This is a genomic window from Paraburkholderia phenoliruptrix, from assembly GCF_902859825.1.
In the GTDB taxonomy this organism is placed as follows: domain Bacteria; phylum Pseudomonadota; class Gammaproteobacteria; order Burkholderiales; family Burkholderiaceae; genus Paraburkholderia; species Paraburkholderia phenoliruptrix.
Genome location: NZ_CADIKB010000062.1, coordinates 1 through 22,021 on the forward strand (window position 1 = coordinate 1; position 22,021 = coordinate 22,021).

Sequence of the window (22,021 nt, forward strand, 5' to 3'; positions counted from 1 at the left end):
CGATAGACCGACAACTGCTTTTTCCGTAAACTTGCGCATGGTGGATGGTTTGTTGTTTGCTGGTTTCCGACTTCGACAATCAGATTCTCAGCTGAAACCTCCACCGCCTTCAATCGCCCGCCTCAACTCCCCCGTACACCAGTTCCGACTTTAGCTCACAGGCCGTGTCTGCGCCTCACATCGCCACACTCAAAGCCATCTTTACCCGCCTCTTGATGGGAAAGAATTTGGAATCACAGTGTAAGGATTCGAGCGATTGTAGTTAGCGCTATTTGGCCACGCATTTGCTGAAGGGGCGAAATGCTTTGCTGGAGAGGAAAATCTTTACGGATCCGCCAAAGCTCGATCCAATACAGCTGTCCTTGATGGTCGTCGTGCCTGCCCACTGAATGTGACGGCGAGCAGGATCTAACGGGAGAGCTCTCAACCGAAATTCGATTCCGCTACTCTCCGCTGCTTTGATTGCTCTCTCGGAACGTCAACCGACTTGGCTTGCACCTTAATTGCTCGCGACTGGGAACCCATCCACGCGGTATCCGCACATACGATGCACCGTCTCAATTCCGTCTTGGCGGGCGCCCATCTTCTTGTAGTGGACGACCAGCCGGACGAGCTTGGGTTGCTTATTGACGGTTTGCGCAGCGCCGGGTGCAGGATCACCGCTGATTGGACGGATCCGAGCCGCCGGCATATTTCCCCCCTCATGAGACACCTGTCTCTCCGTTGCCGATCGTTTTTCAGCGCCCCACGTCGGCGCGCTTGTCCGCCACATCATTGCGCTTATTGGTGGGCGCGAGGCGCGTGCTCCGCGGGATCCACACCTGGCGGAATTGCTCGTGCTCATGCTCTTCAGCGAACACCGACATCGATGGCTTGAGCAGGTCGTGCCGCGATACGATGCCGACCAGGCGGTACGTTTTCTCGTCTTCGGCCACAGGGAGACGGTCAAGTCCGGTGATGGCGAGCCGAGCGGCCACGCTTCTGCAAGTCTCACCCGGTAACGCGACGCGAGGCGGCGTTTCCCCGAAGAACGTGCCAAGCGGAGCACCGGCTTTCTCAGGGGGAATCTGGTCGAGCAGCGTCCGGTCTGCCATGCCCACCAGAATCCCGGAGTCGACAACCGGATAGGCACGATACTTCTGCCTCGCCCCGAAATAGTCGCGGAGTACTTCGGCGACCGTCATTTTCGCGTCGATTGTCACCATGGCGCGGGTCATGACTTCCTCGACATAGTGTCTTTCGAGTGGATCGATGCTGTACTCGCGATAGATGTGATAACCGCGGCGAGCAATCTTCTCGGTCAGAATCGAGCGACGCATGAGAAGGACCGTGAAACCATAGGCGACGGCGGCGGCCGCCAACAGCGGCAGCAATGCATTCACATCGCCCGTCAATTCGAATGCAAACACGGATGCCATCACGGGCGCGCGCATCATGCCACCCAGCGCGGCGGCCATGAAGATGAGCGGCCACACCGCGGGCTCGCCGCCCGGCATGTACGGGGCGGCGATGGCACCCACGCCTGCGCCCATCATCAGCAAGGGCGCCAGTACGCCACCGGATGTGCCGGACGCGAGCGCAATCACCCAGATGATGGCTTTGACCAGGACGATCGCAACCACGACCTTCACGGCAAGGTGGTTTTGCAGCAGGTCTCCGATGACGTCATATCCGACACCCAGTGTGCGGGGCTGAAAGTAGCCGCCGACACCGACGGCGATTGCACCCAATGCCGGCCACCACATCCAGTGGATCGGTAACTTGCCGAACAGATCCTCGACTTTGTAGAGCCCGGTGGACAATCCCCAGGACAACGCACCGGTCACCACGCCTGCAACGGCCGACGACACGAGACCCATTGGACCGAGCGGCAACGTATGCAGCGGAAACAAAGGTCCGCTGCCCAGAAACAGCGGCCGCGTGAAACCCGCCACCGCACACGCGATGGCGACCGGCAGCAGGCTGCGAGGCCGCAGTTCGAATAGCAGGAGCTCGATGGCGAGCAGGACAGCCGCTACGGGCGTGCCGAACACCGCGGTCATGCCGGCCACGGCTCCCGCCACTAAAAGCGCCTTTCTTTCGGCACTGGATAAATGGAAGTATTGGGCAATGAGCGAACCGATCGCTCCGCCCGTCATGATGATCGGCCCTTCCGCACCGAAAGGCCCGCCGCTGCCGATGGCAATGGCCGAGGCGAGCGGCTTGAGGACCGCGACCTTCGGTGACATCTTGCTCTTGCCGAAGAGAATTGCTTCGATCGCTTCGGGTATGCCGTGGCCGCGGACCTCCTCTGAACCGTAGCGCGCAATCAGTCCCACAAGCAGCCCGCCAATGACGGGAACGGCAACGACGATTAGCCCAAGCGTGTTCTCCGACGGCGAGCGGTTCGCCGTGGACAGCGTCTGATAGAAAAACAGATTCGCGAAGAAGCGGATCAGGTGCAGCAGAAAATAAGCGGCGACGGTGCTCAACGCGCCGCCGACCGCCGCAATGGCACTGATCCGTAGAAGCCGGACATCTGTTGCGAAATCGCCCTTGTGCTCGCCCATGATTCCCCTTGCTTGTCAGCCGGTGGTCGACAGCGTGTGGGATCTATATATATCACAGTGTGATGAAGATCGCAGAAGCGGATTGAAGGCATCTCATGCCGGAGGGCACCATTCCAGCGACTTCAACGACTGCGCATACGAGCGACCAACGCGAGCAAACGGGCCGTCATCTCGTGTGCCGGCAAGTGCGCGAACCAGCCATGACCAGGAAGCAGCCATTCAAAACGATACGCGGCCAGCTTGCCGAGCGATTCAGTGAGTTCGGTCCACGAGTACCAGCACGCGTCCCTGAACGCGACGAGGTCCTGCTCACGCGGGCTCCAGGCCAGTGAATCCCCCGAGAAGAGCACACGATCCTCCAGCAGGTACACGACGCTACCCCGCGTGTGTCCCGGTACCGGAATGGCGCGCACGCCTCGCGCGATCGTCCGTGTTGATTCGTCGTTGAGCAGATCCGTCGCATACGGGGCAGCCGACCTGTCTTCGCGGTGGATCCAGACGCGCGCTCCAAACTGGCGTGCGTATTTGTCTGCGTCCGCGACGTCATCACAATGCGACAGGAGGATGTGCGCAATCCCGCCTGAAGCGTCAAACCATTTCACGAGTTCCGCCGCATACCGCGGTGAGTCGATCAGCAGATTGCCGTCCGGCCGCGCCACGAAATAGGAATGCGCGCCAAACGACGACCGGGCGTTGAATCCGCAACGCCATACATCCGCTGTGATTTGCTGCGGAAAGATCGCAGCGCTCGGGCGCGGCTGTTTCGTTTCGCTGCGTACCGACGCCGTAGGACATATCAACACCGCACGCCAGGCAGACAGCTGCTCTTCGGGCGTGACCGGCTGTCGAATGAAGACGCTTTTGTCGTTCCGTTCGGCAATTAGCCCGGGCGCGACGTGACGCGATGCGCCGCAATTGATGCACGCGGTGTCGATGTACCACTCGCCTGGAGCTGAGTCGGTATTGCGGAGCGGCTTCATTCGATCCTCCGATGCTGGCAACGCATGGCAAACCCCAGTTCCGATGATAGACCTTCGGACTGCCCAGACAGCGCCGCGTCAATGAAGGAAGTCCGAGGGTCCGGCTTCGTGACGATCCACCTCCGGCTCGCGAATCCCTGCCTGAAGCCTAGTTCATTACTAGGTGTTTACCCCTACAATACATTTTATTTAATTCTAGATAATCTTTCTAGAACGACGGGGCCCACGGAACAGATGGACCGCTAAGAGCGGCCAGGTTGCGGATCATCACGCTACGGAGTGCTAATCAGCTCACCCTCGGTTGATGGGCTGCTCTGACGAATACTCACGTTCGAGATGTCGTCAGTGCCGACAACTTCGATAGGAGACGCAGCACGCATTTTTCAACAGCAACCCAGTTCAACAAGAGGCTCAAGCTATGAAATTTCAACTCAAACCCATCAGCGCCGCGCTGACTGTCGCCTGTATCGCCATGGCCTACGGTCAAGCCGCTCGCGCCGACGTGACGGTCAAGATCGGCAGCGCTGCTCCGCTGACCGGCAACATCGCCCACATGGGCCAGGATGCCGCCGACGGCGTCAAGCTCGCCGTCCAGCAGATCAACAAGGCCGGCAATCTGGTCATCGGCGGCCAGAAGGTGGTCCTTGAAGTCGATTCGCTGGATGACCAGGCCGATCCCCGCACCGGCACGAATGTCGCGCAGAAGCTGGTCGACGACGGCGTCGTGGCCGTGATCGGCCACCTGAACTCCGGCGTGTCCATCCCCGCCTCCAAAATCTATCGCGACAACGGCGTCACCCAGATCACCCCCGGCTCCACCAACCCGCAGTACACGCTGCAAGGCTATAAGACCGCCTTTCGCGTGATCGGCACCGACGCCCAGCAGGGCCCCGCCCTCGCCAAGTACGCGCAGAATCAGAAGGTCAAGACGGTCGCGATCGTCGACGACGCCACGGCTTACGGCCAGGGCCTTGCCGACCAGTTCGAGAAGACCGCCAAAGCCCAAGGCATCCAGGTGCTGTCGCGCGACGCGACCAATGACAAGGCCACCGACTTCAAGGCGATTCTGACGAAGATCAAGGCCGAACGCCCCGACGCCATCATGTATGGCGGCGAGGACGCGACCGGCGGTCCCTTCGCCAAGCAGGCCATGCAACTGGCAATCCGCGCCAGAATCCTCGCGGGCGACGGCGTCTGCACGACCGACCTGGCCAGACTGGCCGGCGACGCCGCCGACAACCTGGTGTGCTCTGTCGCGGGCGGCGATCTGTCCGCGATGTCCGGCAGCGCCGCGTTTGGCAAGGAACTGAAGGCCGTGTACGGCCACGATCCGGTGGTCTACTCGCCGGTTGCGTACAGCGCCGTCTATGTGATCGTCGATGCCATGAAACGATCGAACTCGATCACGCGCGCGGGCATTCTGGCCGCGATGCCCGCGACCAATCTCGACACGCTGATTGGCAATATCCGGTTCGACGAGCACGGCGATTTGAAGGACAGCTCCATCTCTCTTTACAAGTACGTCAAGGGCAAGCGAACGCTGCTGGAGGTCGAGAAGATGTGATCGAAGCGGTTCGGGCGCGGGAGCCTTCAGGCCCTCGCGCCCGAACCGCAGCGCACCCGGTGGATCTTTGCCGCAATCATTGAATAGCCGCCGTCCCCGGCGGCGTTCTTTCGCCCGCTCGCCAAGAAGACGTCTTCGCAATCGAGATTAGCGCTTGGCCTACTCCATGCAGGTCTATTAGTACACCGTACTATTCGCCCAACTGATCAGCACCCCGCCTTTGCGCTGCGACTGGCACGACCCAACTCCGCGATGAGCCGGATCCGTGCCTTGGATGCGTTCAGACCGTCGTACCCTGCGGTGATAAGGCCGAGCTTGTGCGCGCGATCATAGGCATATTTGGCAACGGCGGGATTGACCCGGAAACCATGGGCGCAGCGTGTCGACAACACGACAGGGATATGCGCTGCGGCTTCGCTCAGAACTCCCTCCGACTGCGCGGAGAAGCCCCCCGCGCCCTTGCCTGCCACGACGATACCGTCGAGCCCGGAAATATCCGGAAAGCCGTCGAGTGACCCGAAGGTCTCCATGACGATCGCCACGCGGGCGCCGAGATCGGCTTCATCCAGCTCCGCGTAGCTGTCATCAACGACGCCCGATCCTCTGAGCGTGACGATATCGGCCTCGATGGAGCCGCGGATCGCCGTTTCGGGTCCGAAGGGCTGAATGGCCTGCGGCCATATCTTGACGATGGAGAGCGGATCGAAAATCCGCCCCGCGAAGGCAACAACGACGCTCGCGCCCTGCGGCATGACCCGTGCCACACTGGCAGAATCCGCCAGATTGCGCGGACCATCGGCATTGGCGTTGCCGCCGGGGATCGCAGCACCCGTCACAACGACAGGCCGGTCGCGATCGAAAAGCAGCGCGGCGGCATAGGCGACATCTTCCATTGCATCGGTGCCGCAGCACATCACGAAAGCTTCGCTCTCCCTGTCTTGCCGCATGACATCACGAGCGCGGCAAAGCGAAGCGAAGCTCAGATCGCAGCTATCGACGGGATCGATGTCATATCCGATCCAGTCTGTCTGACCGCTCAATGCGATCAGATCGCGCGCCAATAGACGCTTGATCGTCCCATCGGCCCGATAGCTTTCCGTGATGGTGCCGCCGCAATTCAGGAGTCCGATTTTCATCAGATTGAGCCTTTAGACAAGTGCCTTGGGAGTGTCCGAGTACATATCCGCAATAGCTTCGGCGTTTTTGATGCCCGTGCCTGTCAAGAGGACAACCGTCTCCTCTCGCGCGTGAATCGCCCCGACTCGAGTAAGCCGATCAAATCCTGCGACCGCAGTCGCCGAAGTCAGCTCCGGCAGAAGTCCCTGTCGCGCAATCCGCCTGAGCGCTTCGACGATTGCCTCTTCTTCCACAGCGACAGTCGTGCCGCCCGTCTCTCTGACAGCGTTGACCACCTGCGCGAGCCGCAAAGGATGGGCGATGGCCGTCCCCTCAGAGACGGTCTTCCGAACCTCGCGCGCAACGGGCGTCGCGACGCCGGCCTGAAAGCTGGCATCGATGGGCGAGCAGTTCAATGGCTGGCAAACGAAAAGCCTGGGCATCTTGCTGATCTGGCCCGCGCGCATCAGTTCCGAGAACGCCAGATAGCAGCCGAGTATATTGCTGCCCGCGCCTGCAGGCATAACGATGTTGTCCGGCGCCTGGAAGTTGAGGTCCTCCCAGATCTCGTAGCCGACCGACTTGGTCCCTTCGAGGAAAAACGGCTGCCAATTGTGGCTCGCGTAGAAAATGCTCGCGGACTGCCGGACTGCCTCGTCTTCACACGCCTGTCGAGGTCCGTCGACCAGTTGCACCTCCGCCCCATAAGCGCGCATCTGGGCGATCTTTACGGGCGACGCATAGGCGGGCGCCAGAATCTTCACGCGCATTGTGCCCGCAGCGCCATATGCGGCCACCGACGCTCCGCCGTTGCCCGAGCTGTCTTCCAGCACAGACGTGACGCCTTGTTGCCGTAACATCGACAGCATCACCGTGGTGCCGCGATCCTTGAAGCTGCTGGTGGGGCTGAACCACTCCAGCTTGAAATGCGGCCTGTGCTCGCCCCATGCCTTCTGCACAAGCGGCGTGCAGCCTTCCCCCATGGAGATGGGCGACACGATCTCGACTGGAAGCGATGCCCGATAGCGCCATTGCGAACGAAGGTGCCGGTCGATGTCGTCACGGGAAATTCCCGCCAGCGGCGAGATCAGGAGCGGTCTGCGGTCGTCCGAACACCACCGGGGCGTATCTAAAGGATAGGTGGTGCCGCTGAGCGGCTCGACATAGTGCGATTTCAAGTTTCGGACTCCTCTTTGGTGCATACCGGATCGCTGCAAGAGCGTCCCGACTCCAGGTTCAGGCGCCGCCAGCGCTCACCAGGGCCAGGCCACGGTGACGCCAAGGCCGAGGTGAGTGGCGCGGCGGTGGATCAATCGAGCGACGGTCAAGTCCTGCAGCGCGAGGCCGGTCATGTCGAACACGCTGATATCGGTCGGTTCACGCCGCCATTGGGCGCGGCCGGTGACCAGATCGCCCATCTCGATGGACGGCGCGTGCGGCGCCCATTGCAATTCTCCGAGCTCGCGGGCCTGCTCCAGATCGTCGACGACAATCCGGGCCCGATCGAGCACGCCCACCGGAAGCTCACGCTTGCCCCGGGTGTCCGAGCCGACGCAGTTCAAATGCGTCCCGGCGCGCAGGGCTGTTTCATCGAAAAGCGGGCCGCTGCCGGTCGTCGCGGTGATGATGAGGTCGCTCTCGGCGACCGCCTCGTCCGCATTGGCGGCGCATTTCAACTTGCATTCGTCGGCAAACAAAGATTCAAACTCTGCCTGCGGTTCCCGATCCACCGAGACGTAATTCACATGCGTCAAGGAAGGTAGCGTTCTGAGCGCAAACGCGAGCTGTGCCTTCGCCTGAATGCCGGTGCCGAAGACCGTGGCCACTGTGCTGTCCCGGCGCGCCAGCAGCGAAAGCCCCAAGGCGCCTGCCGCAGCCGTGCGGGCCGTGGTGATGGCGTTGCCGTCGATCACGCACATGGGCCGGCCGGTAGCAGGATCGAACAGCAGCACGGTGGCCTGATGCGCTTCGCCGCCGAGCGCCCGGTTCATGGGCCAGAAGCCGGCCGCCTTGAATCCCAGCAGGTCCTGGCTGCCGACGTCCCCGGACTTGATACCGAAGATGCCGCCTGTGCTCAGCTTTTCGCGCACGACCGGGAACACGCGGCCCGCGCGCTGTCCGTGCAGTTCGAAAGCCTCGCGCACGGCCGCGATGACGTCGTCCGGCATGAGCAATTGCTCGACCACATGCTTGTCGACGAGAAGGAGCGTGGCGTCACTTGGCATCGCTGTACACCGTTGCACGAGAGACGCCCAGGTGGACGGCAATGGTGTCCATCGCGCGACGGACCTCGAGGAGGCCAGCCGCCTTGAGTTCCTTGAGAAGCGAGCGGCGGTCCTCCGGCTTGAGCGAGCGCGGTGTGGACGCCATGCGCGCGGCGAACTCGTCGATACGGGCGCGAATGAGGTCGGCGCTGGCAGGATCCAGCGATTCTTTGGCAGGCGTGGTGCCCCCGACCGCCATGAACCTGCTCAGCATGCTCTGAAACCCCCGGAACAGCGTGAGGTCGACGTTCATGCACAGCGCGGCAATATAGTCGCCTTTGGAATCCTTGATGCCGATGGAAGTGCTCTTCACCTGGCGGCCATCGGAGAACTGGTTCGGATAGTTGGCGATGATCTGCTCGTAGGCCGGGTCCATGATGCGCGCAAGCCCGAGTTCGGTCGCGGGCTGCCCAACTTCCCGGCCGGACAGATTGTTGTGGATCGCCAGCACCGCGTGCTCCGGGTCGAGGAGGTCATGGACCACGACCTCGGTAAAGGGGGCAAAAGTCTGTGCCAGCCCTTCGGCGACCTGCTTGATCTGCGCCAGCAGTAGCTGCTGTTCGGGAGTCTTCTTCGCCATGTCCGCTCCAGTGGTTTTCTTTGGCATGTTGGGCAGTTTGGCTATTACTGGAAGATTTGTCAAACCCCTAACAAACCGTCTAGCTTATTGACGATGCCCGGTGAGGCTCTGTCCAAGTCTGACGGACCGGTCAATGCCTCACAATGCGCTCGCCACGCCCCAATCGATTCCTCTGACCTGACTCGGTACCGGACGGCCTCTTGATTAGCTATCCGTTAATTTCCGGTCGCCTGCGCCTTGATTTCGAGGTCTATCATGTGTCAAGCGCCCTTTCGCCTGGCGATTCAGCCGGCGTGATAAACGCGAGATGCATCGATGATCGAATCGGCAGATGTGATCGTCATTGGCTCCGGCGGGCTAGGCGCCGCAACCGCCTTCCACCTGGCGAAGAAACGCGCGCTTAGCGTCGCGTTGGTCGAGCGGCTCGAAATCGGCTCACAGACCTCGCCGCGAGCGGCCGGCATGGTCAGTTGCCTGCGCAAGAGCGATTTGATGATCGACCTGGTCAAACTCGCGGCGCAAAAGATCAGGCAGTTCGCTGAAGACACCGGCGAGCCATTGGACTGGGTATGCTCAGGCAGCCTCAAAGTGGCGCGACGTGTTGCGGGGCTCTCCATTGACCCGGTGCTGGGAGAGATGCTCGCCGAGTGGCTCGTCGACGGTGCCCCGCCGATCGATCTAACGCCGCTATCGATCCGCCGATTCGGAGCCGGCCCATGGCCGGACGACGAGTTGATCACGCAAGCGGCGTGGCAGTACCGTCATTTTTGCGGCGCAAGATGAGTAAAGCGCCGGCTCATTCTTCAACGAATCAAGTGACCGCTCCCCGGCCGATTGCCGCCTGACACTATGAAGGCAAGTTCAGAACTCAAACAAATGACGCCTCCGTTCACCAATCGACCACAACGGGGCATTCGAGACAATCGCCGCGTTTAGTGCCGACACTTCCAGAGTGGCTACAATGTAATCCGCCAGTTTACGGGTCGAAGCTCGAATGACAACGAAACAGAGATTTGCCACTGCGCTGGTTTGCGCGCTCGCCTGGATCGTTATCGACCAGTTCACGAAAGCATTGTTCAAGCAGATATTGTCGCCCGGCGAGGTCGTGTCGCTGTTTGCTGGAAGTCTCCTGGTTCTTCCCACCTATAACGATGGCGCGTTCCTCAGCCTTGGGGCGCACATGTCTGGTGCGATGCGCGCTGCCATTCTCGTATTTGGTGTTTTGGCGATTCTGATCGGCCTGGTGGGTTGGCTGTTGCGCTCATCCAGGCTTGGCCGAGTCGACGTCATGGCGATAGCATGCATTCTTGGCGGTGGACTTAGCAATCTCGTCGATCGCTGTGTCTATGATGGCCGCGTTTTCGATTTCTTGAACGTGGGTATCGGACGCCTGAGAACGGGCATATTCAATGTCGCGGACATCGGAATCATGCTCGGCGTAGCGCTACTCCTTCTCAGCAGTGTGAAACGCAAACCCACTTTGCCGCGGGACCGCAACAGCCTGAGGATCTAAACGTTGACTCAGCGCGTACCTACGTTGGTACACGGCGATTTCGCGCTATCCGGGTCAACGGCAATCACCGGGTACCTGGACGAGACATTCCCTGAAACGCCGATTTATCCCCGCGACCGAAATCATCGAGCGAGGGCGCGCCAATTTCGGGTCTGCCACCATATTGAAGTCGTCTTCGCGCTTATTAAAGGTCGAGCCGCAACGGAGCCGCGGGCTGACAATACGCCGATAAGCCGTACCGTCGCACGCGGTTTCGGACATGGATGCGATGATCCATTCGAGGGAAATGATGGACCTGCGTCAGCTGCGCTACTTCGCCGTGCTTGCCGCTCACCAGCACTTCGGGCGCGCCGCGGCCGTCCTGCATATTGCCCAGCCGGCACTTAGCCGGCAGGTGCAACTGCTCGAAGCCGAGCTCGGCGTGAAGCTCGTCGAACGTCATTCGCGCGGCGCATCGCTCACGCGCGAAGGCGAGCTGCTTCTCGATCGCGCCACCTTCCTGCTGCGCTACGCAGACCAGATCCGCGTCGACATCAGGGACCTGCAGGGCACACCGCGCGGCACGGTTGCGCTCGGCTTGCCGCCGGCGTTTGCCAGCTTCTTCGTGCTTCCTCTCACGCGCTTGCTGCGCGAGCGCTATCCGGAGGTGCGGCTGCGCGTCAACGAAAGCTTTTCGCCGTCGCTATCCGACGCGCTTGAACGCGGCACGCTCGACGTCGCACTGCTGACCGGCCCCATCGCCGCGCCCGCGCAAATTCATGCCGAACGGGTGCTGACAGAAATGCTGTGCGCCATTGGCCCTGCGAGCGATGCGCGGCTCGCGGGGCCGTCATTGCGTATCGAAGCGTTAGGCGACGTACCATTGATCCTCGCCGGCTTGCAGAAGTCCGGCGTGCGGCTCGCGCTGGAGCGTAGCGCTGCCAATGCAAATCTGGTGCTCAACGACGTGATGGAGGTCGAGTCGGCCGATGTCGCCGCGCAGCTCGTTTCGGACGGTGCGGGCTGGACCGTGCACGTTGCGTCCGCCGTGCGCCGCGAGGTTCACACCGGGCGGCTGCGCGCGGTCCCGATCGACGGCCTGGTACTTGAGCGCTTTCTCGCCCACGCTCGGCAGCGTCCGCCGTCGAGCGCGACGATCGCGCTGATGAGCACGATCCGCGCGCTTATAGCGATGATGATCAGCGCCGGCGACTGGCCGATGGCGCGGGCGCACGAACCGACGGTGGTTGCGGCGGATACGCGCGATGAGTAAAGCGCAATGTGCGAGCCACGCGCGGGTCGGCGTCGTCAAATGCTACGGAAATTGAACCGCGTCGAGCGGTGCCATCTTCATCACGACAGGCGCTGCCGCTAACAGCGGCATGACGGCCGCGCGAAACGTGCGGTAGTGATCGGTGTCGCGATGCGCATCGATTGCTTGCTGAGTTTTGAAAATCTCGAACAGCCGGAAGGTCGTGACCGGTTCGAAGCTCACATACAGGTCGAAGCGCAGGCACCCCGGCTCGCGGCGAGTGGCCGCGAGCACCGCTTGCAGCGCGTGCCGGACGGCCTCTTCATGACCTGGCTTCGGTACGAACGTCGCGAGAATAACCAGCGGCGCATCCGTCGTCGAAGGGCGTTCCGCTCGCGCCCTGGCAGCGGACGATGGTGTCATGGCAGCGGACACATGGGCACGCGCATCGTGCCGGGTTCGAGCTTCAGGTCGAGGTCGAGCCGGAAGCTGTCGTCGGGCTGCCGTTCGAACCGATGCAGCAGCGAGCCGACCGCACCGAATACGACGTCGCGGTACGCATTCGGATCTTCTGCATCGAAGATCTGCGTGGCGAGCGTCTTGTAGCCGTCGGCCATCACGATGAAGTGAAGATGCGCGGGCCGCATGATCGCGCGCCGCTGTGCGTGGAGCAGTTCGCCGCACGGACCGTCCACGGGCACCGCATAGCCCGAGGGCCGCACACTGCGAAACGAGAAGCGGCCGTCTGCGTCGGTCTCGAAGCGGCCGCGCAGATTCATGTCTACCTGGTCCGGATCCTGGTTCTCGTAAAGTCCGCCCGGCGAAGCCTGCCAGGTTTCCACGCGCGCATTGGCGATTGGTTTGCCGTCGAGCGACAGGACGCGGCCATTCACGAAGAGCCGCTCGCCCGGCGTACCCTCTTCGGCGATATGCGCGCCGTTCTCGCGCAACGGCTGAGCCGCGCGCCAGAACGGACCGATCAGCGCGGGCTCCGTGCCGCCTGCGGCCAGCGCCTGCTTCGCATCGATAAGGCCGACCAGCGTGGCCAACCCGAGAATGTCCGCGAGCAGAATGCCTTCATGTTTTTCGGGGCCGGTCGCCTTGCCGATACGCACGAGGAAGTCGAGCCCGACTTCCAGTTCCTGATAGCTAAGTCCGACTTCCAACGCAAACGCATGCAGATGACGAAGCAGCGCATCGAGAATCTGCCTGAGGCGAGGGTTCGTCGTTCGGCGGTTCGCAGCGAGCACGGCCTGAAGCAAAGCCTCGGGCGTTGCTGCGAGCGCTTCGTGGCCGTCTCCCGGTTCGAAGCCTGTGTCGGCTTCGGGCAGCGTGGGTGGCACTGCTGCTACGCGAGCGGATTCGTTCATTAGGTGCTTCGCCTCCTGCGTAAGTTAATTGCCGCTGGATCTGCTCTTATGAAGCGACCTGGCGGTCGGCACCTTGCGCTTCGTTCTTCAGATAGCCCGTTTCATCATATTGCAGGCCGGTGCCCTCGGCCGCCTTCAGCACGTCGGGATGCCACTCGATCCGACCCACTTCCTCATCGGTGCCGCCAACCACCGAATAGATCACGAGCGCATGGTCGTTGGGATTGCGAAAGCCGCGCATGACGCCGGTCGGCATCGAGATGCAGTCCCACTGGTTCAGTTCGATCTGGTGTTCGCCCTGATCGCCCCAGATCACGATCATCTTGCCATTGAGCGGAAAGAATACTTCTTCGGTCTTGTGCGAGTGCAGGTTCGCACCCTGGCCGACCGGCACTTCGATCAAGGTGACGCCGAAGCGATGCGCGCCCTGGATAGCCGGCTGCACGCCCTTGTTCTCGAGCACACCGCGGTTGATGATCTTGTACAGGCGCTTTGTGAATCCAGGCAGCCTGCTTTCGATGAAAGTCTCGCCGTACGGTTCGACCTTGCCCCAGCGCGCGACCCGCGTGGCTTCCATCTGCTGCGGTGTGATATCCATAGTCTGTGTTCTCCATAGAGGTATCGGGCGTGACCTGCATGTGTTGCGGCTCACCAGACGAAGCGTAAGGAGCCCGCTGCGCGAAATCCAACACCATTTTTTTAAAGGCTCAATAACTTTCCGGCATCGACGGCAGGTGTTCAGCACATGCCGGCAGCACAGCTTCGATAACAAACCGGCATCAAGTCCAGAAACATTCGGTGTTGGACGGGCGCGCTGGCCGCCCATTACGATCGGTTCAGACCGTCGGCGCTCGACCCGCTCGCCAGCGGACTCGACTACAACCGGGAGACATTCATGGACGACACAACTTGCGCCTGCGCCGAACGCGATACCCGTTCAGCAGATCACGATCTCTTCGACATCGGCTTCGTGGGTGTCGGCAAGATGGGCCTGCCGATGGCGCAGCGCCTGCACCGGCACGGCCACCGCGTATCCGCATTCGATGCAAGCAGCGAGCGGGCGTCGCTGGCCCGGGCTGCCGGCCTGTCTGTGCTCGACACGCTGGATGCGATTGCCGATGCGGCCGCAATCCTGATCACGTCGCTTCCGCATGACGCCGCTTTTGAAGCGGTAGCGTGGGAACTTGCCGCGCGTGCGCGTCCGGGGCAGTTATATGTCGATACCAGCACCGTGTCGACGAAGGCCTCGGCTCGCGTTGCGCGTGTGTTCGGGGAAGCGGGGGTCGACTATTTGCGCGTGACCGTGTCGGGCAATGCACGGATGGCCGAACATGCGCAGTTGACTGCGATTGCATCCGGTCCGCTCGAGCAGTATCGCCGTATCTTGCCGTTGCTGCGGCTGCTCGGACCATCACAGTTCTACGTTGGCGGAGCGGAAGAGGCACGCACAATGAAGCTGGTCATCAATTCGATGGTCGCCAATACCGTCGGCATGCTGGGCGAAGCGCTTGCGATCGGCGAGCAGGGCGGCCTCGACTGGCGCGACATGTGGCAGGTGCTGTGCGAAAGTGCGGTGGCCTCCCCCATCATCAAGGCCAAGGCGCAGCAGCTCGTCGCGCACGACTTCTCTCCGACCTTCACGGTGGAACAGATGCGCAAGGACGTTGGCCTGATTCTGCAGGCGGGCGCAGATGCACATCTGGCACTGCCGATCACGTCGGTGGTCTCGCAGGCGCTCGATCACGCATCGGCGTTCGGCCTTGGCAGCGAGGACTATGCCGCGACGATCAAGCTCGCGTTGCGCTCCGCGCGTGCGCCGCGCAATGCATGAGCGAGGTGCGACATGCCCACTTCCACTTCCTCCGTCATGGATGGCGCAGCGACCAGAACTTCACGCGATGACGCCGTGCGCTACCGCATTGCCCTCGCGCTGGTCGTCAGTCTCTTCTTCGCGTGGGGGCTCACCTACGGTCTGCTCGATGTGCTGAACAAACATTTCCAGCAGACGCTCCACGTCACGCGCTTGCAGTCCGCGTTGCTTCAGACCTGCTATTTCGGCGCCTACTTCCTCGTCGCGATTCCGTCCGGACTGTTCGTCAATCGCTACGGCTACAAGCGCGGCATCCTGCTCGGACTCGCGACCTTCGCGCTTGGCGCGCTGCTGTTTGCTCCTGCGACGTCACAGCATCGCTTCTATCCGTTCCTGATGGCGCTGTTTGTGCTCGCATGCGGTGCGGCGTGCCTGGAGAGCGCGGCCAATTCTTACGTGACCTTGCTCGGGCCGCCTGATGGCGGCGCGCTCCGACTTAACCTTGCCCAGGCGTTCACCGGTTTCGGCGCGTTCGCGGGCCCCCTGATAGGTGGTCTGTTCTTCTTCCGGCCTGGCGCGGAAGTCGCGAATGCGGCAGCTACCGCGGCATCCAACGTGGCTTCAGTGAGAGCGACGTATATCGTGATCGCAACCGTCGTACTGCCGCTTGCGTTCGCATTCTGGCGCGTTGCGTTGCCGGAGCCGGGCCAGGATGCGCCGCTCCCGGTAGCAGACGCGAATGAAGCGTTGCCGCTGCGTCGCGAGCGGCGCTTCGTGTTCAGCGTCGTCGCGCAATTTTTCTACTTCTCGGCTCAGGTGGGTATCGCGGCATTCTTCATCAATTTCGCCACGGAACACTGGGCAGCGTTGCCGGTAAGCCAGGCGGCGTTCATCCTGTCCGGGGCGATGATCGCGTTCACGGGCGGCCGCTTTCTTTCGACAGCGTTGATGCATCGCTTCGATGCCGCCGCGATGCTGGCGGCATACGCGGTTGCCTCGCTCGTGCTTTGCATCGCCGCCTGCGTGGCCAGGGGCCCAGTTGCGGTGGTCGCACTGACCGCCGTGTTTTTCTTCGAGTCCATCATGTTTCCGACCATCTTCGCGCTGGGCATCAGCGGGCTCGGCGCACGTACGCGGCGCGCCGGCTCATTCCACGTGATGGCGCTGGTCGGTGGCGCTGTCGCGCCGTTGGTGATGGGCGCAATCGCCGACCGCTTTACGACGGGCACAGCGTACTGGGTGCCGGTGGTCTGCTTCGCCATTGTGCTGGGTTTCGCGCTGTCGACCCGTGCCGCTGACCGCCGAGCGAGTCGGCACAACTCGACGTCATCGCTCGAATAAACGCCCCGCCAGAACACGCGTTTTATTCTCATGCAGTCAACACTGAAGGAATTCACCATGTCAGAGCTTGAGGCTGAAGTTCATGCGCCGTTACCAACTCAAACTATGGGAGCTGCGCGAGGGGACGCTGTCCATCAACACGCGTCTTTCCGCTACACAGTTCAGCCTCGACTGAGAGCGCCGCCGCGTCCATTCCATCACAGCGGCATGACGATGCCCGCCATCGCTCGGGCAATCGAAGCGACGTATTACTTCTAAGGGTGAAGATGAAAGCTGCAATTGCTTTGAAACCCGGCCACCTGCCGGTTTATGACGATTTTGCTGAGCCGGTGGCGGAGCCGGGCGAAGTCATTGTCCATGTAACAGCATCCGCGTTGAGTCAGCTCGCCCGTGGCCGTGCCGCCGGCCATCATTACAGCGCAACCGGACAGTATCCGTTTGTTGTGGGGGTCGATGGCGTTGGGCGGCTCGATGACGGAAGACGGGTTTACTTCCTGCTGCCGCGCTCGCCGTTTGGCGCGATGGCTGATCGAACGGTCGTCAAGAATGGACAGTGGCTCCCGCTGCCAGAGGACCTGGAAGACAGCACTGCTGCGGTGCTCGCCAACCCGGGCATGTCGTCCTGGGCAGCGCTGACTCAACGCGCGAGGCTGATCGACGGCGAGACAGTCCTGATAAACGGCGCGACTGGCGTAGCCGGAAAGCTTGCGGTCTGGGTCGCGCGACATCTCGGCGCGGCACGCGTGATAGCGACGGGCCGTAATGAAGCGGTACTTCGCACCGTCGGCGCGGACGCAGAGGTTCCTCTTGGCGAAGACCGGGAAGCATTCGAGGCCGCGCTGCACCAGCACTTTTCGAGCGGGGTTCACGTGGTGCTCGACTATCTGTGGGGAGCCAGCGCGCGCTCAATTCTTGTTGCGGCCGCGAAGGCCGGTCCTTCGGGACTACCGCTCCGGTTTGTCCAGGTCGGTTCCGCCGCTGGAAGCGAGGTCGCGTTGCCCGCTTCTGCATTGCGGTCCTCCGCTATCCAGATCATGGGAAGCGGCCTCGGCAGCGTGAGTGTGCACGGCCTTGTCGGCGCCATAGATGGTGTTTTGCAGGCCGCCGCAAAGGCGAGACTGTCGCTGGACTACCGCGCGGTCCCACTTTCTGACGTTTCGACCACCTGGGCCGGAGGGGGGCAACGCATCGTCTATGTGCCGAACCCGGCAACAGTCGCAACAGGGACTTATCGATGATCCCAGCGACCGCCCTGACAGTATCGCTAGGGCGGCGCACGTCTCGCTTCAAACGAAGGAAGCTAAGCGGGCAGTTCGACTGCTGTCCAGGTAAATGGTCAATGCCCTGAACATCGGGCCTAGCCACCGGAAGCGCGTGTTGGGCACTGCGGGAAAGAGGCGTTAAGCGGCGGCGCATCCCTGCGCATGTCGTTCCTGGACAGCTTACCGTCGCAAGGCGCTGGGTCGTCGTCATATTTCCGTCATATTTTTCAGAGGGCCATCCACTCGCCCCGAGGCTCCAACGCCCCGTCCGGCGGCGGGGGCATGAGAACGAAAGCCGGCCGTTGTGCGCAGCGGCCGACCGCAACCCAGATGGAATCAGGGCCGCCATATCAACGGAGAGAGACCATGCAACGCCGCCAGTTTCTGAACACCCTTGCCGTCGCCACTGCGACCGGTTCGCTCGTCACCAAGGCAGGTGCGGCCGAAGCCAGGAAGCCGACGGCCGACTCGCTCGACCCTGGCCGCTGGTCGCCGCTGAACGCGGCGCGTCTGCAGTCGGTGCTCGACCAGCACGGCGTGAAAAGCAGGCAATACAACCCGAATCGTCGTCCTTACGCGGTGTTCGATTGGGACAACACGTGCATCATGAACGACTGTGAAGAAGCGTTGCTGATGTACCAGATCAATCATCTGCAGTACAAAATGACGCCGGATGAATTCGTTCAGGTGATGTGGAAGGACGTGCCTATGGGCCCGTTCATGAAAGACTACACGACGGTGGAAGGCAAACCGGTGACGATGGAGGATCTCGCCGCCGACGTCGAATCCGACTACCGCTGGCTGTATGCGAACTACAAGGGCCTCGCCGGAGACAAGAGCCTCGAAGCGATCCAGGAGACCGACCAGTTCAAGGATTTCCGCGCGAAGCTGTACTTCATGTACGGCGCGATTTGCGATACGCATCCGCTCGAAGTCGGTTACAAGTGGATCATCTACTTCTACAGGAACATGACGCCCGTCGAGATGCAGGCGATGGCGGCGGCGTCGAACGACCACGGGATCGGCGATGCGCTGCGCAAGGTCGCGTATGAAAGCCCGCATACGCTGCCGGGCAAGGCTGGCGTCGTGTCGGACAAGCATTTCCACGGCATCCGCATTCACGAAGAAATTCGCGCGTTGATGCATACGCTGCGTGCGAACGGCATCGACGTGTATGTCAGCACCGCGTCGCTCGACGATGTCGTGCGCGTGTTTGCCGGCCATCCGAACTATGGCTACGGCGTGCCCCCGGAAAACGTCATCGGCATGCGCCTGGAGATGAAGGACGGCAAATACACGAGCGACTACAAGAGCGGCTGGCACTTCAACTACGGTCCGGGCAAGACCGTGGGCATTCGCGGCGAACTGGAGTCGAAAAAGGGCTACGGCCCGCTGCTCGTGTTCGGCGACAGCGACGGCGACGCGTGGATGCTGCGCGACTTCAAGGACACGGCGGCTGGCGTGATCGTGAACCGCATGAAGAAGGGCGAGATCGGCGCAGATAGCAAGCTCGCGGCCGAACAACTTGGCAACCCGAACGCGCGCTTCATTCTGCAGGGGCGGGACGAGCACACCGGGCTGATGATTCCGGATGAAAAGTCGGTGAAGTACGGGAAGACGGAGCGGAAGCTGCTGGCGTGATTCGCTGCAGTCTGCTTGGGTGTTGAGGAGAAACCCGCCGTGGGGCGGGTTTTTTCCTGATGCGCCGAACGCGCGCAATAGATTAGGGGTGGAAGTCCCCAGTCTAACCGGATAATGGCGAAGGACTCGTGAGATTCGACCCAGCCGTCGTTTGTTCGCAGGCATGGGACGCTCGCAGGCAAAATCCGACCCACAACTGCCGGTCATTGCTGAGCGCTTGCGATGGCTGCTTGCAGGACGAGCGGCCGTTGGCTCGCCTGGCTCTTCCGGCAGGTCGTCAGCCGTAGCAGACACCGCTATCAAGCTGCCATGCGAAAGTAACCCGCCGGCTCGCGGCCATTCGCGATGGGATGTGGTAGAACGTCTCGGGCCCTACATTGCACGGCAGATTGCGTGGGTGCATCGCAGAGGCATCGACACGCGCTGGGACGAAACGGAGACTGTGTTTTTCTCTGTCCCTGCCAATCTGTTCGTCAAGCGTGACCTGGCCGACGCTCAGCGTTTCAATCGGATCGAGATTGCGCTCCACGACGATGCCTTCCGTTCGCAACGCCTGCTCGCCGAGCGCGGCAAGCTCCGTTTCCAGTTCATCCCTATTCCCGACCAGCAACTGGCCCGCTCCGCCAATTCCCGATGGCCGCTTGATTCGTGCGGGCCCATCCCGCCAGAGCCGGCGAGCCGCGTTGCAGGCGTCATCGTGCGAAAAGGCTGAGTAGCCCGGCAGAACCAGCGAGGCAGTGTGCTCGCCGAACGCCCTCGACCAGCCTGGCGGTGCCAGCCGCGCGTCTTCGGTCAACGGGTGTGCAATCAGCTTTGTCGCGACGAACGGGAACGGCACCACCCCGCCGAACAGATCGCAAACCGAACGCAAGCCGAGCCTATGCGCTTCAGTGAGCGTTAGCGTGTGGTCCGGAACCAGGCAACGATGGGCAGCATCAGTAAGCGTCGGGTCGAACTCGCCCGTAACCCGCGTGCCTTTCACTTCCGCGATCTGCCGGGCGAGTTCCCGGAGCGTGCCTACCTCGTGACCAGCCCGCGCTGTACTGCATTCCTCCAAATGCACCAGGACAACGGGAAGCGGTGGTATCGCAGCGGGCGAAAGCGCCGATGGCTCCACTTCGTGCTCCTTTGCGCCGTCGCACGGCCGACGTATGGGGTTGGGGCTCACGTGGACGGGCAAGGCCGTCTTTTTGCAGTGAGCAAAAGCTGTGCCTTCCGTTAGCCCGTCAACCGGCGCCCGTGTCTCTGCAGTTATCGGATGGTCCACACCGTCCGTGGCGCCGTAGCCGATGTCACGAGCCGCAGCCCCTGCTAGCGCAGGGGCTCCAGAGCACTGCATCGCTTCTGCTACGCCCTGAAGTTGCTCCCGGGAAAACGCCTCACGGCCAGCATCGGGAGTCGATGGCTTGCCAGCGCGCCGCGGTCGGGTACTCCAGGTCGCGTCGCGCCGGCGCACAAGTCAGGCGCGCCGCAATGAATTTGTCGACGGTATCAAGCAATATCTCGATCGGGGCTGGCTTCCGGAGGAACACTGTCCAGCAGCGAGTGCCTTCCTCCGGTTCCGGAATAGCCGAGAGCAGCACCACCGGAACGTCGGGAAATGGCCCCCCCCATTTCAGGCGTCGGCAAAGCTCCCTCCCGTCCATTTCCGGCATTTCGAAATCGGTGATAACCAGTTCCGGAAAATGCGCGTGGGCCTTCTGCAGTGCGTCGCACCCGTTCCCGGCGAGCACGACGCGATGCCCGCGACTTTCCAGCGCAAGTTGGAGCGCCCATCGGTTCTCAGGATCGTCGTCGACGAGAAGTACGGTAGACATGGCGCGACATCGGGAAAGGTCCTGCAACGATTTTCGCAAGCCCCATACCTGGAGCCCGCGCTATCGGTTCCACCGGTGCGCGCGCGTGACAGCGTTCGTGCATGCGCCCGTCGTTTTGCTCCTGCCAGAGCCGCAGCATGTCCTGCAGCCCCCGACGCGCGGGATGAGGGCTGGCATGTGCATTGCACGTCTGCCACGTATCGTCCTTACGTGGGAGAACATCATGACAGATTCGACCCGCAAGGCAGTGCGTGGGGCACCGGCGGTGCCGACATCCCCGGCACGGGCACCGGGGCAGGCCCGGGGCCGGACCTCATGGCGGCGGCGTCGCTTGACGACACCCAGGTGATTTCGTCGGACGGTGAGGGCGTCGGCAAGATCTCCGACATCATGCTCGACGTGCGCAGCGGCAGGAGCAGCGGATAGCGCCCGGCCCTAAATCAGGTCCGTTGCCGGGCTTAGGCCGAGGCTGTGAAGAATTTTGTCGTGCCAGTGGGCGCCGTCACCGCCCCCGTGACCGCAGAGGCCCGTCCGCACTCTGTGTCGTACAGCCCGTCAATTTGCACCCCGGCCCCGATTTACACCTTGTTTTTTTCAGGAAAGGTCTGTCGCCGTTTTGCGGGTAACATTAAGCGCAAAAAGTGGAGACCGCCGATGAGACTTGCAGACTTTATTTCGCAAGACATGGAGCTGATCCTGGCACAGTGGGAGGCGTTCGCAGGCACGCTTCTGCCGGCAACCTGCAACCGACTGGATTACGGGATCATGCGCAACAGATTCTGCAGGCGGTCGTAAAAGACTTGCAGACGTCGCAAACCCGACAGGCTCAACGCGAGAAGTCGATGGGGCGCGCGCCCGTCGTCATCGAGGCTACCGAGACGGCGGCGCAAACCCATGCGCTGCTCAGGGCGCGGGCTGGCTTCAACATCAACCAGCTCGCCGCCGAGTATCGGGCACTGCGTGCAAGCGTGCTGCGCCTGTGG

At 61.9% G+C, this 22,021-nt stretch carries 18 protein-coding genes and 4 pseudogenes; 11 read left to right on the forward strand and 11 right to left on the reverse strand.

Annotation, left to right across the window (positions count from 1 at the left end):
• Positions 1-737: 737 nt before the first annotated feature.
• Positions 738-2,549, reverse strand: a complete 1,812-nt coding sequence (locus tag HV711_RS31270; RefSeq protein ID WP_035481310.1) for a chloride channel protein — start codon at positions 2,547-2,549, stop codon at positions 738-740.
• 122 nt (positions 2,550-2,671) lie between these two features.
• On the reverse strand, positions 2,672-3,529 hold the full coding sequence (locus HV711_RS31275; protein WP_035481313.1) for an MBL fold metallo-hydrolase: 858 nt from the start codon (positions 3,527-3,529) through the stop codon (positions 2,672-2,674).
• A gap of 418 nt (positions 3,530-3,947) precedes the next feature.
• Between HV711_RS31275 and HV711_RS31280 the strand changes: the two genes are divergently transcribed.
• The gene (locus HV711_RS31280; protein ID WP_028362935.1) at positions 3,948-5,093 is read left to right on the forward strand and encodes a branched-chain amino acid ABC transporter substrate-binding protein; all 1,146 of its coding nucleotides are present in this window, start codon (positions 3,948-3,950) and stop codon (positions 5,091-5,093) included.
• Positions 5,094-5,299: 206 nt separating this feature from the next.
• Here HV711_RS31280 and HV711_RS31285 read toward each other — a convergent pair whose 3' ends face one another.
• From HV711_RS31285 to HV711_RS31300, 4 genes are read right to left on the reverse strand one after another with little or no spacing between them, the layout of a single operon-like run.
• Positions 5,300-6,229 carry an asparaginase domain-containing protein gene (locus tag HV711_RS31285; protein WP_035481314.1) on the reverse strand — a complete coding sequence of 310 codons (930 nt, stop codon included), beginning with the start codon at positions 6,227-6,229 and terminating at the stop codon, positions 5,300-5,302.
• Positions 6,230-6,241: 12 nt separating this feature from the next.
• Positions 6,242-7,411 carry a threonine synthase gene (locus HV711_RS31290; protein WP_035481316.1) on the reverse strand — a complete coding sequence of 390 codons (1,170 nt, stop codon included), beginning with the start codon at positions 7,409-7,411 and terminating at the stop codon, positions 6,242-6,244.
• Between the two features lie 51 nt (positions 7,412-7,462).
• A complete protein-coding gene (locus HV711_RS31295) occupies positions 7,463-8,434 on the reverse strand; it encodes an ornithine cyclodeaminase family protein (protein WP_035481317.1) in 972 nt (323 codons plus the stop codon).
• Positions 8,424-9,053 carry a helix-turn-helix transcriptional regulator gene (locus HV711_RS31300; RefSeq protein ID WP_035481319.1) on the reverse strand — a complete coding sequence of 210 codons (630 nt, stop codon included), beginning with the start codon at positions 9,051-9,053 and terminating at the stop codon, positions 8,424-8,426. The genes HV711_RS31295 and HV711_RS31300 overlap by 11 nt, the downstream gene beginning before the upstream one ends.
• A 315-nt stretch (positions 9,054-9,368) precedes the next feature.
• Between HV711_RS31300 and HV711_RS31305 the strand changes: the two genes are divergently transcribed.
• The 4 genes and pseudogenes from HV711_RS31305 to HV711_RS31315 all read left to right on the forward strand — a co-directional run bounded on the left by HV711_RS31305 (position 9,369) and on the right by HV711_RS31315 (position 11,818).
• Positions 9,369-9,836, forward strand: a complete 468-nt coding sequence (locus tag HV711_RS31305; RefSeq protein ID WP_035481320.1) for an NAD(P)/FAD-dependent oxidoreductase — start codon at positions 9,369-9,371, stop codon at positions 9,834-9,836.
• 211 nt (positions 9,837-10,047) lie between these two features.
• Positions 10,048-10,566: a signal peptidase II gene (gene lspA / locus HV711_RS31310; protein WP_035481322.1), complete on the forward strand. Its 519-nt coding sequence runs from the start codon at positions 10,048-10,050 to the stop codon at positions 10,564-10,566.
• Positions 10,567-10,716: pseudogene (locus tag HV711_RS33705) on the forward strand (glutathione S-transferase N-terminal domain-containing protein); the annotation flags it as partial.
• A gap of 109 nt (positions 10,717-10,825) precedes the next feature.
• Positions 10,826-11,818: a LysR family transcriptional regulator gene (locus tag HV711_RS31315; RefSeq protein ID WP_082201470.1), complete on the forward strand. Its 993-nt coding sequence runs from the start codon at positions 10,826-10,828 to the stop codon at positions 11,816-11,818.
• A gap of 42 nt (positions 11,819-11,860) precedes the next feature.
• Here the strand turns inward: HV711_RS31315 and HV711_RS31320 are convergent, their stop codons facing one another.
• The 3 genes from HV711_RS31320 to HV711_RS31330 are packed head-to-tail and all read right to left on the reverse strand — an operon-like array spanning position 11,861 to position 13,765.
• Entirely contained in the window at positions 11,861-12,220 is a 360-nt protein-coding gene (locus tag HV711_RS31320; protein WP_051224250.1) for a putative quinol monooxygenase, read from the reverse strand.
• Positions 12,217-13,167: a dioxygenase family protein gene (locus HV711_RS31325; RefSeq protein WP_082201471.1), complete on the reverse strand. Its 951-nt coding sequence runs from the start codon at positions 13,165-13,167 to the stop codon at positions 12,217-12,219. Before HV711_RS31325 ends, HV711_RS31320 begins: the two co-directional genes overlap by 4 nt.
• A gap of 46 nt (positions 13,168-13,213) precedes the next feature.
• A complete protein-coding gene (locus HV711_RS31330) occupies positions 13,214-13,765 on the reverse strand; it encodes a cupin domain-containing protein (RefSeq protein ID WP_013587340.1) in 552 nt (183 codons plus the stop codon).
• Positions 13,766-14,062: 297 nt separating this feature from the next.
• On the opposite strand from HV711_RS31330, the gene HV711_RS31335 reads away from it, so the two are divergent.
• The 4 genes from HV711_RS31335 to HV711_RS31350 all read left to right on the forward strand — a co-directional run bounded on the left by HV711_RS31335 (position 14,063) and on the right by HV711_RS31350 (position 19,221).
• A complete protein-coding gene (locus HV711_RS31335; RefSeq protein WP_035481323.1) occupies positions 14,063-14,998 on the forward strand; it encodes an NAD(P)-dependent oxidoreductase in 936 nt (311 codons plus the stop codon).
• 12 nt (positions 14,999-15,010) lie between these two features.
• Positions 15,011-16,318: a sugar MFS transporter gene (locus HV711_RS31340; RefSeq protein ID WP_035481324.1), complete on the forward strand. Its 1,308-nt coding sequence runs from the start codon at positions 15,011-15,013 to the stop codon at positions 16,316-16,318.
• A gap of 266 nt (positions 16,319-16,584) precedes the next feature.
• Entirely contained in the window at positions 16,585-17,556 is a 972-nt protein-coding gene (locus tag HV711_RS31345; protein WP_035481326.1) for a quinone oxidoreductase family protein, read from the forward strand.
• Between the two features lie 390 nt (positions 17,557-17,946).
• A complete protein-coding gene (locus HV711_RS31350) occupies positions 17,947-19,221 on the forward strand; it encodes a haloacid dehalogenase-like hydrolase (RefSeq protein ID WP_035481327.1) in 1,275 nt (424 codons plus the stop codon).
• A gap of 463 nt (positions 19,222-19,684) precedes the next feature.
• Here the strand turns inward: HV711_RS31350 and HV711_RS31355 are convergent.
• Both HV711_RS31355 and HV711_RS31360 read right to left on the reverse strand, forming a co-directional pair.
• Positions 19,685-20,338: pseudogene (locus HV711_RS31355) on the reverse strand (DUF3182 family protein); the annotation flags it as partial.
• A gap of 262 nt (positions 20,339-20,600) precedes the next feature.
• A complete protein-coding gene (locus HV711_RS31360) occupies positions 20,601-21,038 on the reverse strand; it encodes a response regulator (RefSeq protein ID WP_051224256.1) in 438 nt (145 codons plus the stop codon).
• A gap of 210 nt (positions 21,039-21,248) precedes the next feature.
• On the opposite strand from HV711_RS31360, the pseudogene HV711_RS31365 reads away from it, so the two are divergent.
• Together HV711_RS31365 and HV711_RS31370 are read left to right on the forward strand one after the other, a co-directional pair.
• Positions 21,249-21,452, forward strand: a pseudogene (locus tag HV711_RS31365) (PRC-barrel domain-containing protein); the annotation flags it as partial.
• Positions 21,453-21,692: 240 nt separating this feature from the next.
• A pseudogene (locus HV711_RS31370) lies at positions 21,693-22,021 on the forward strand (sensor histidine kinase); the annotation flags it as partial.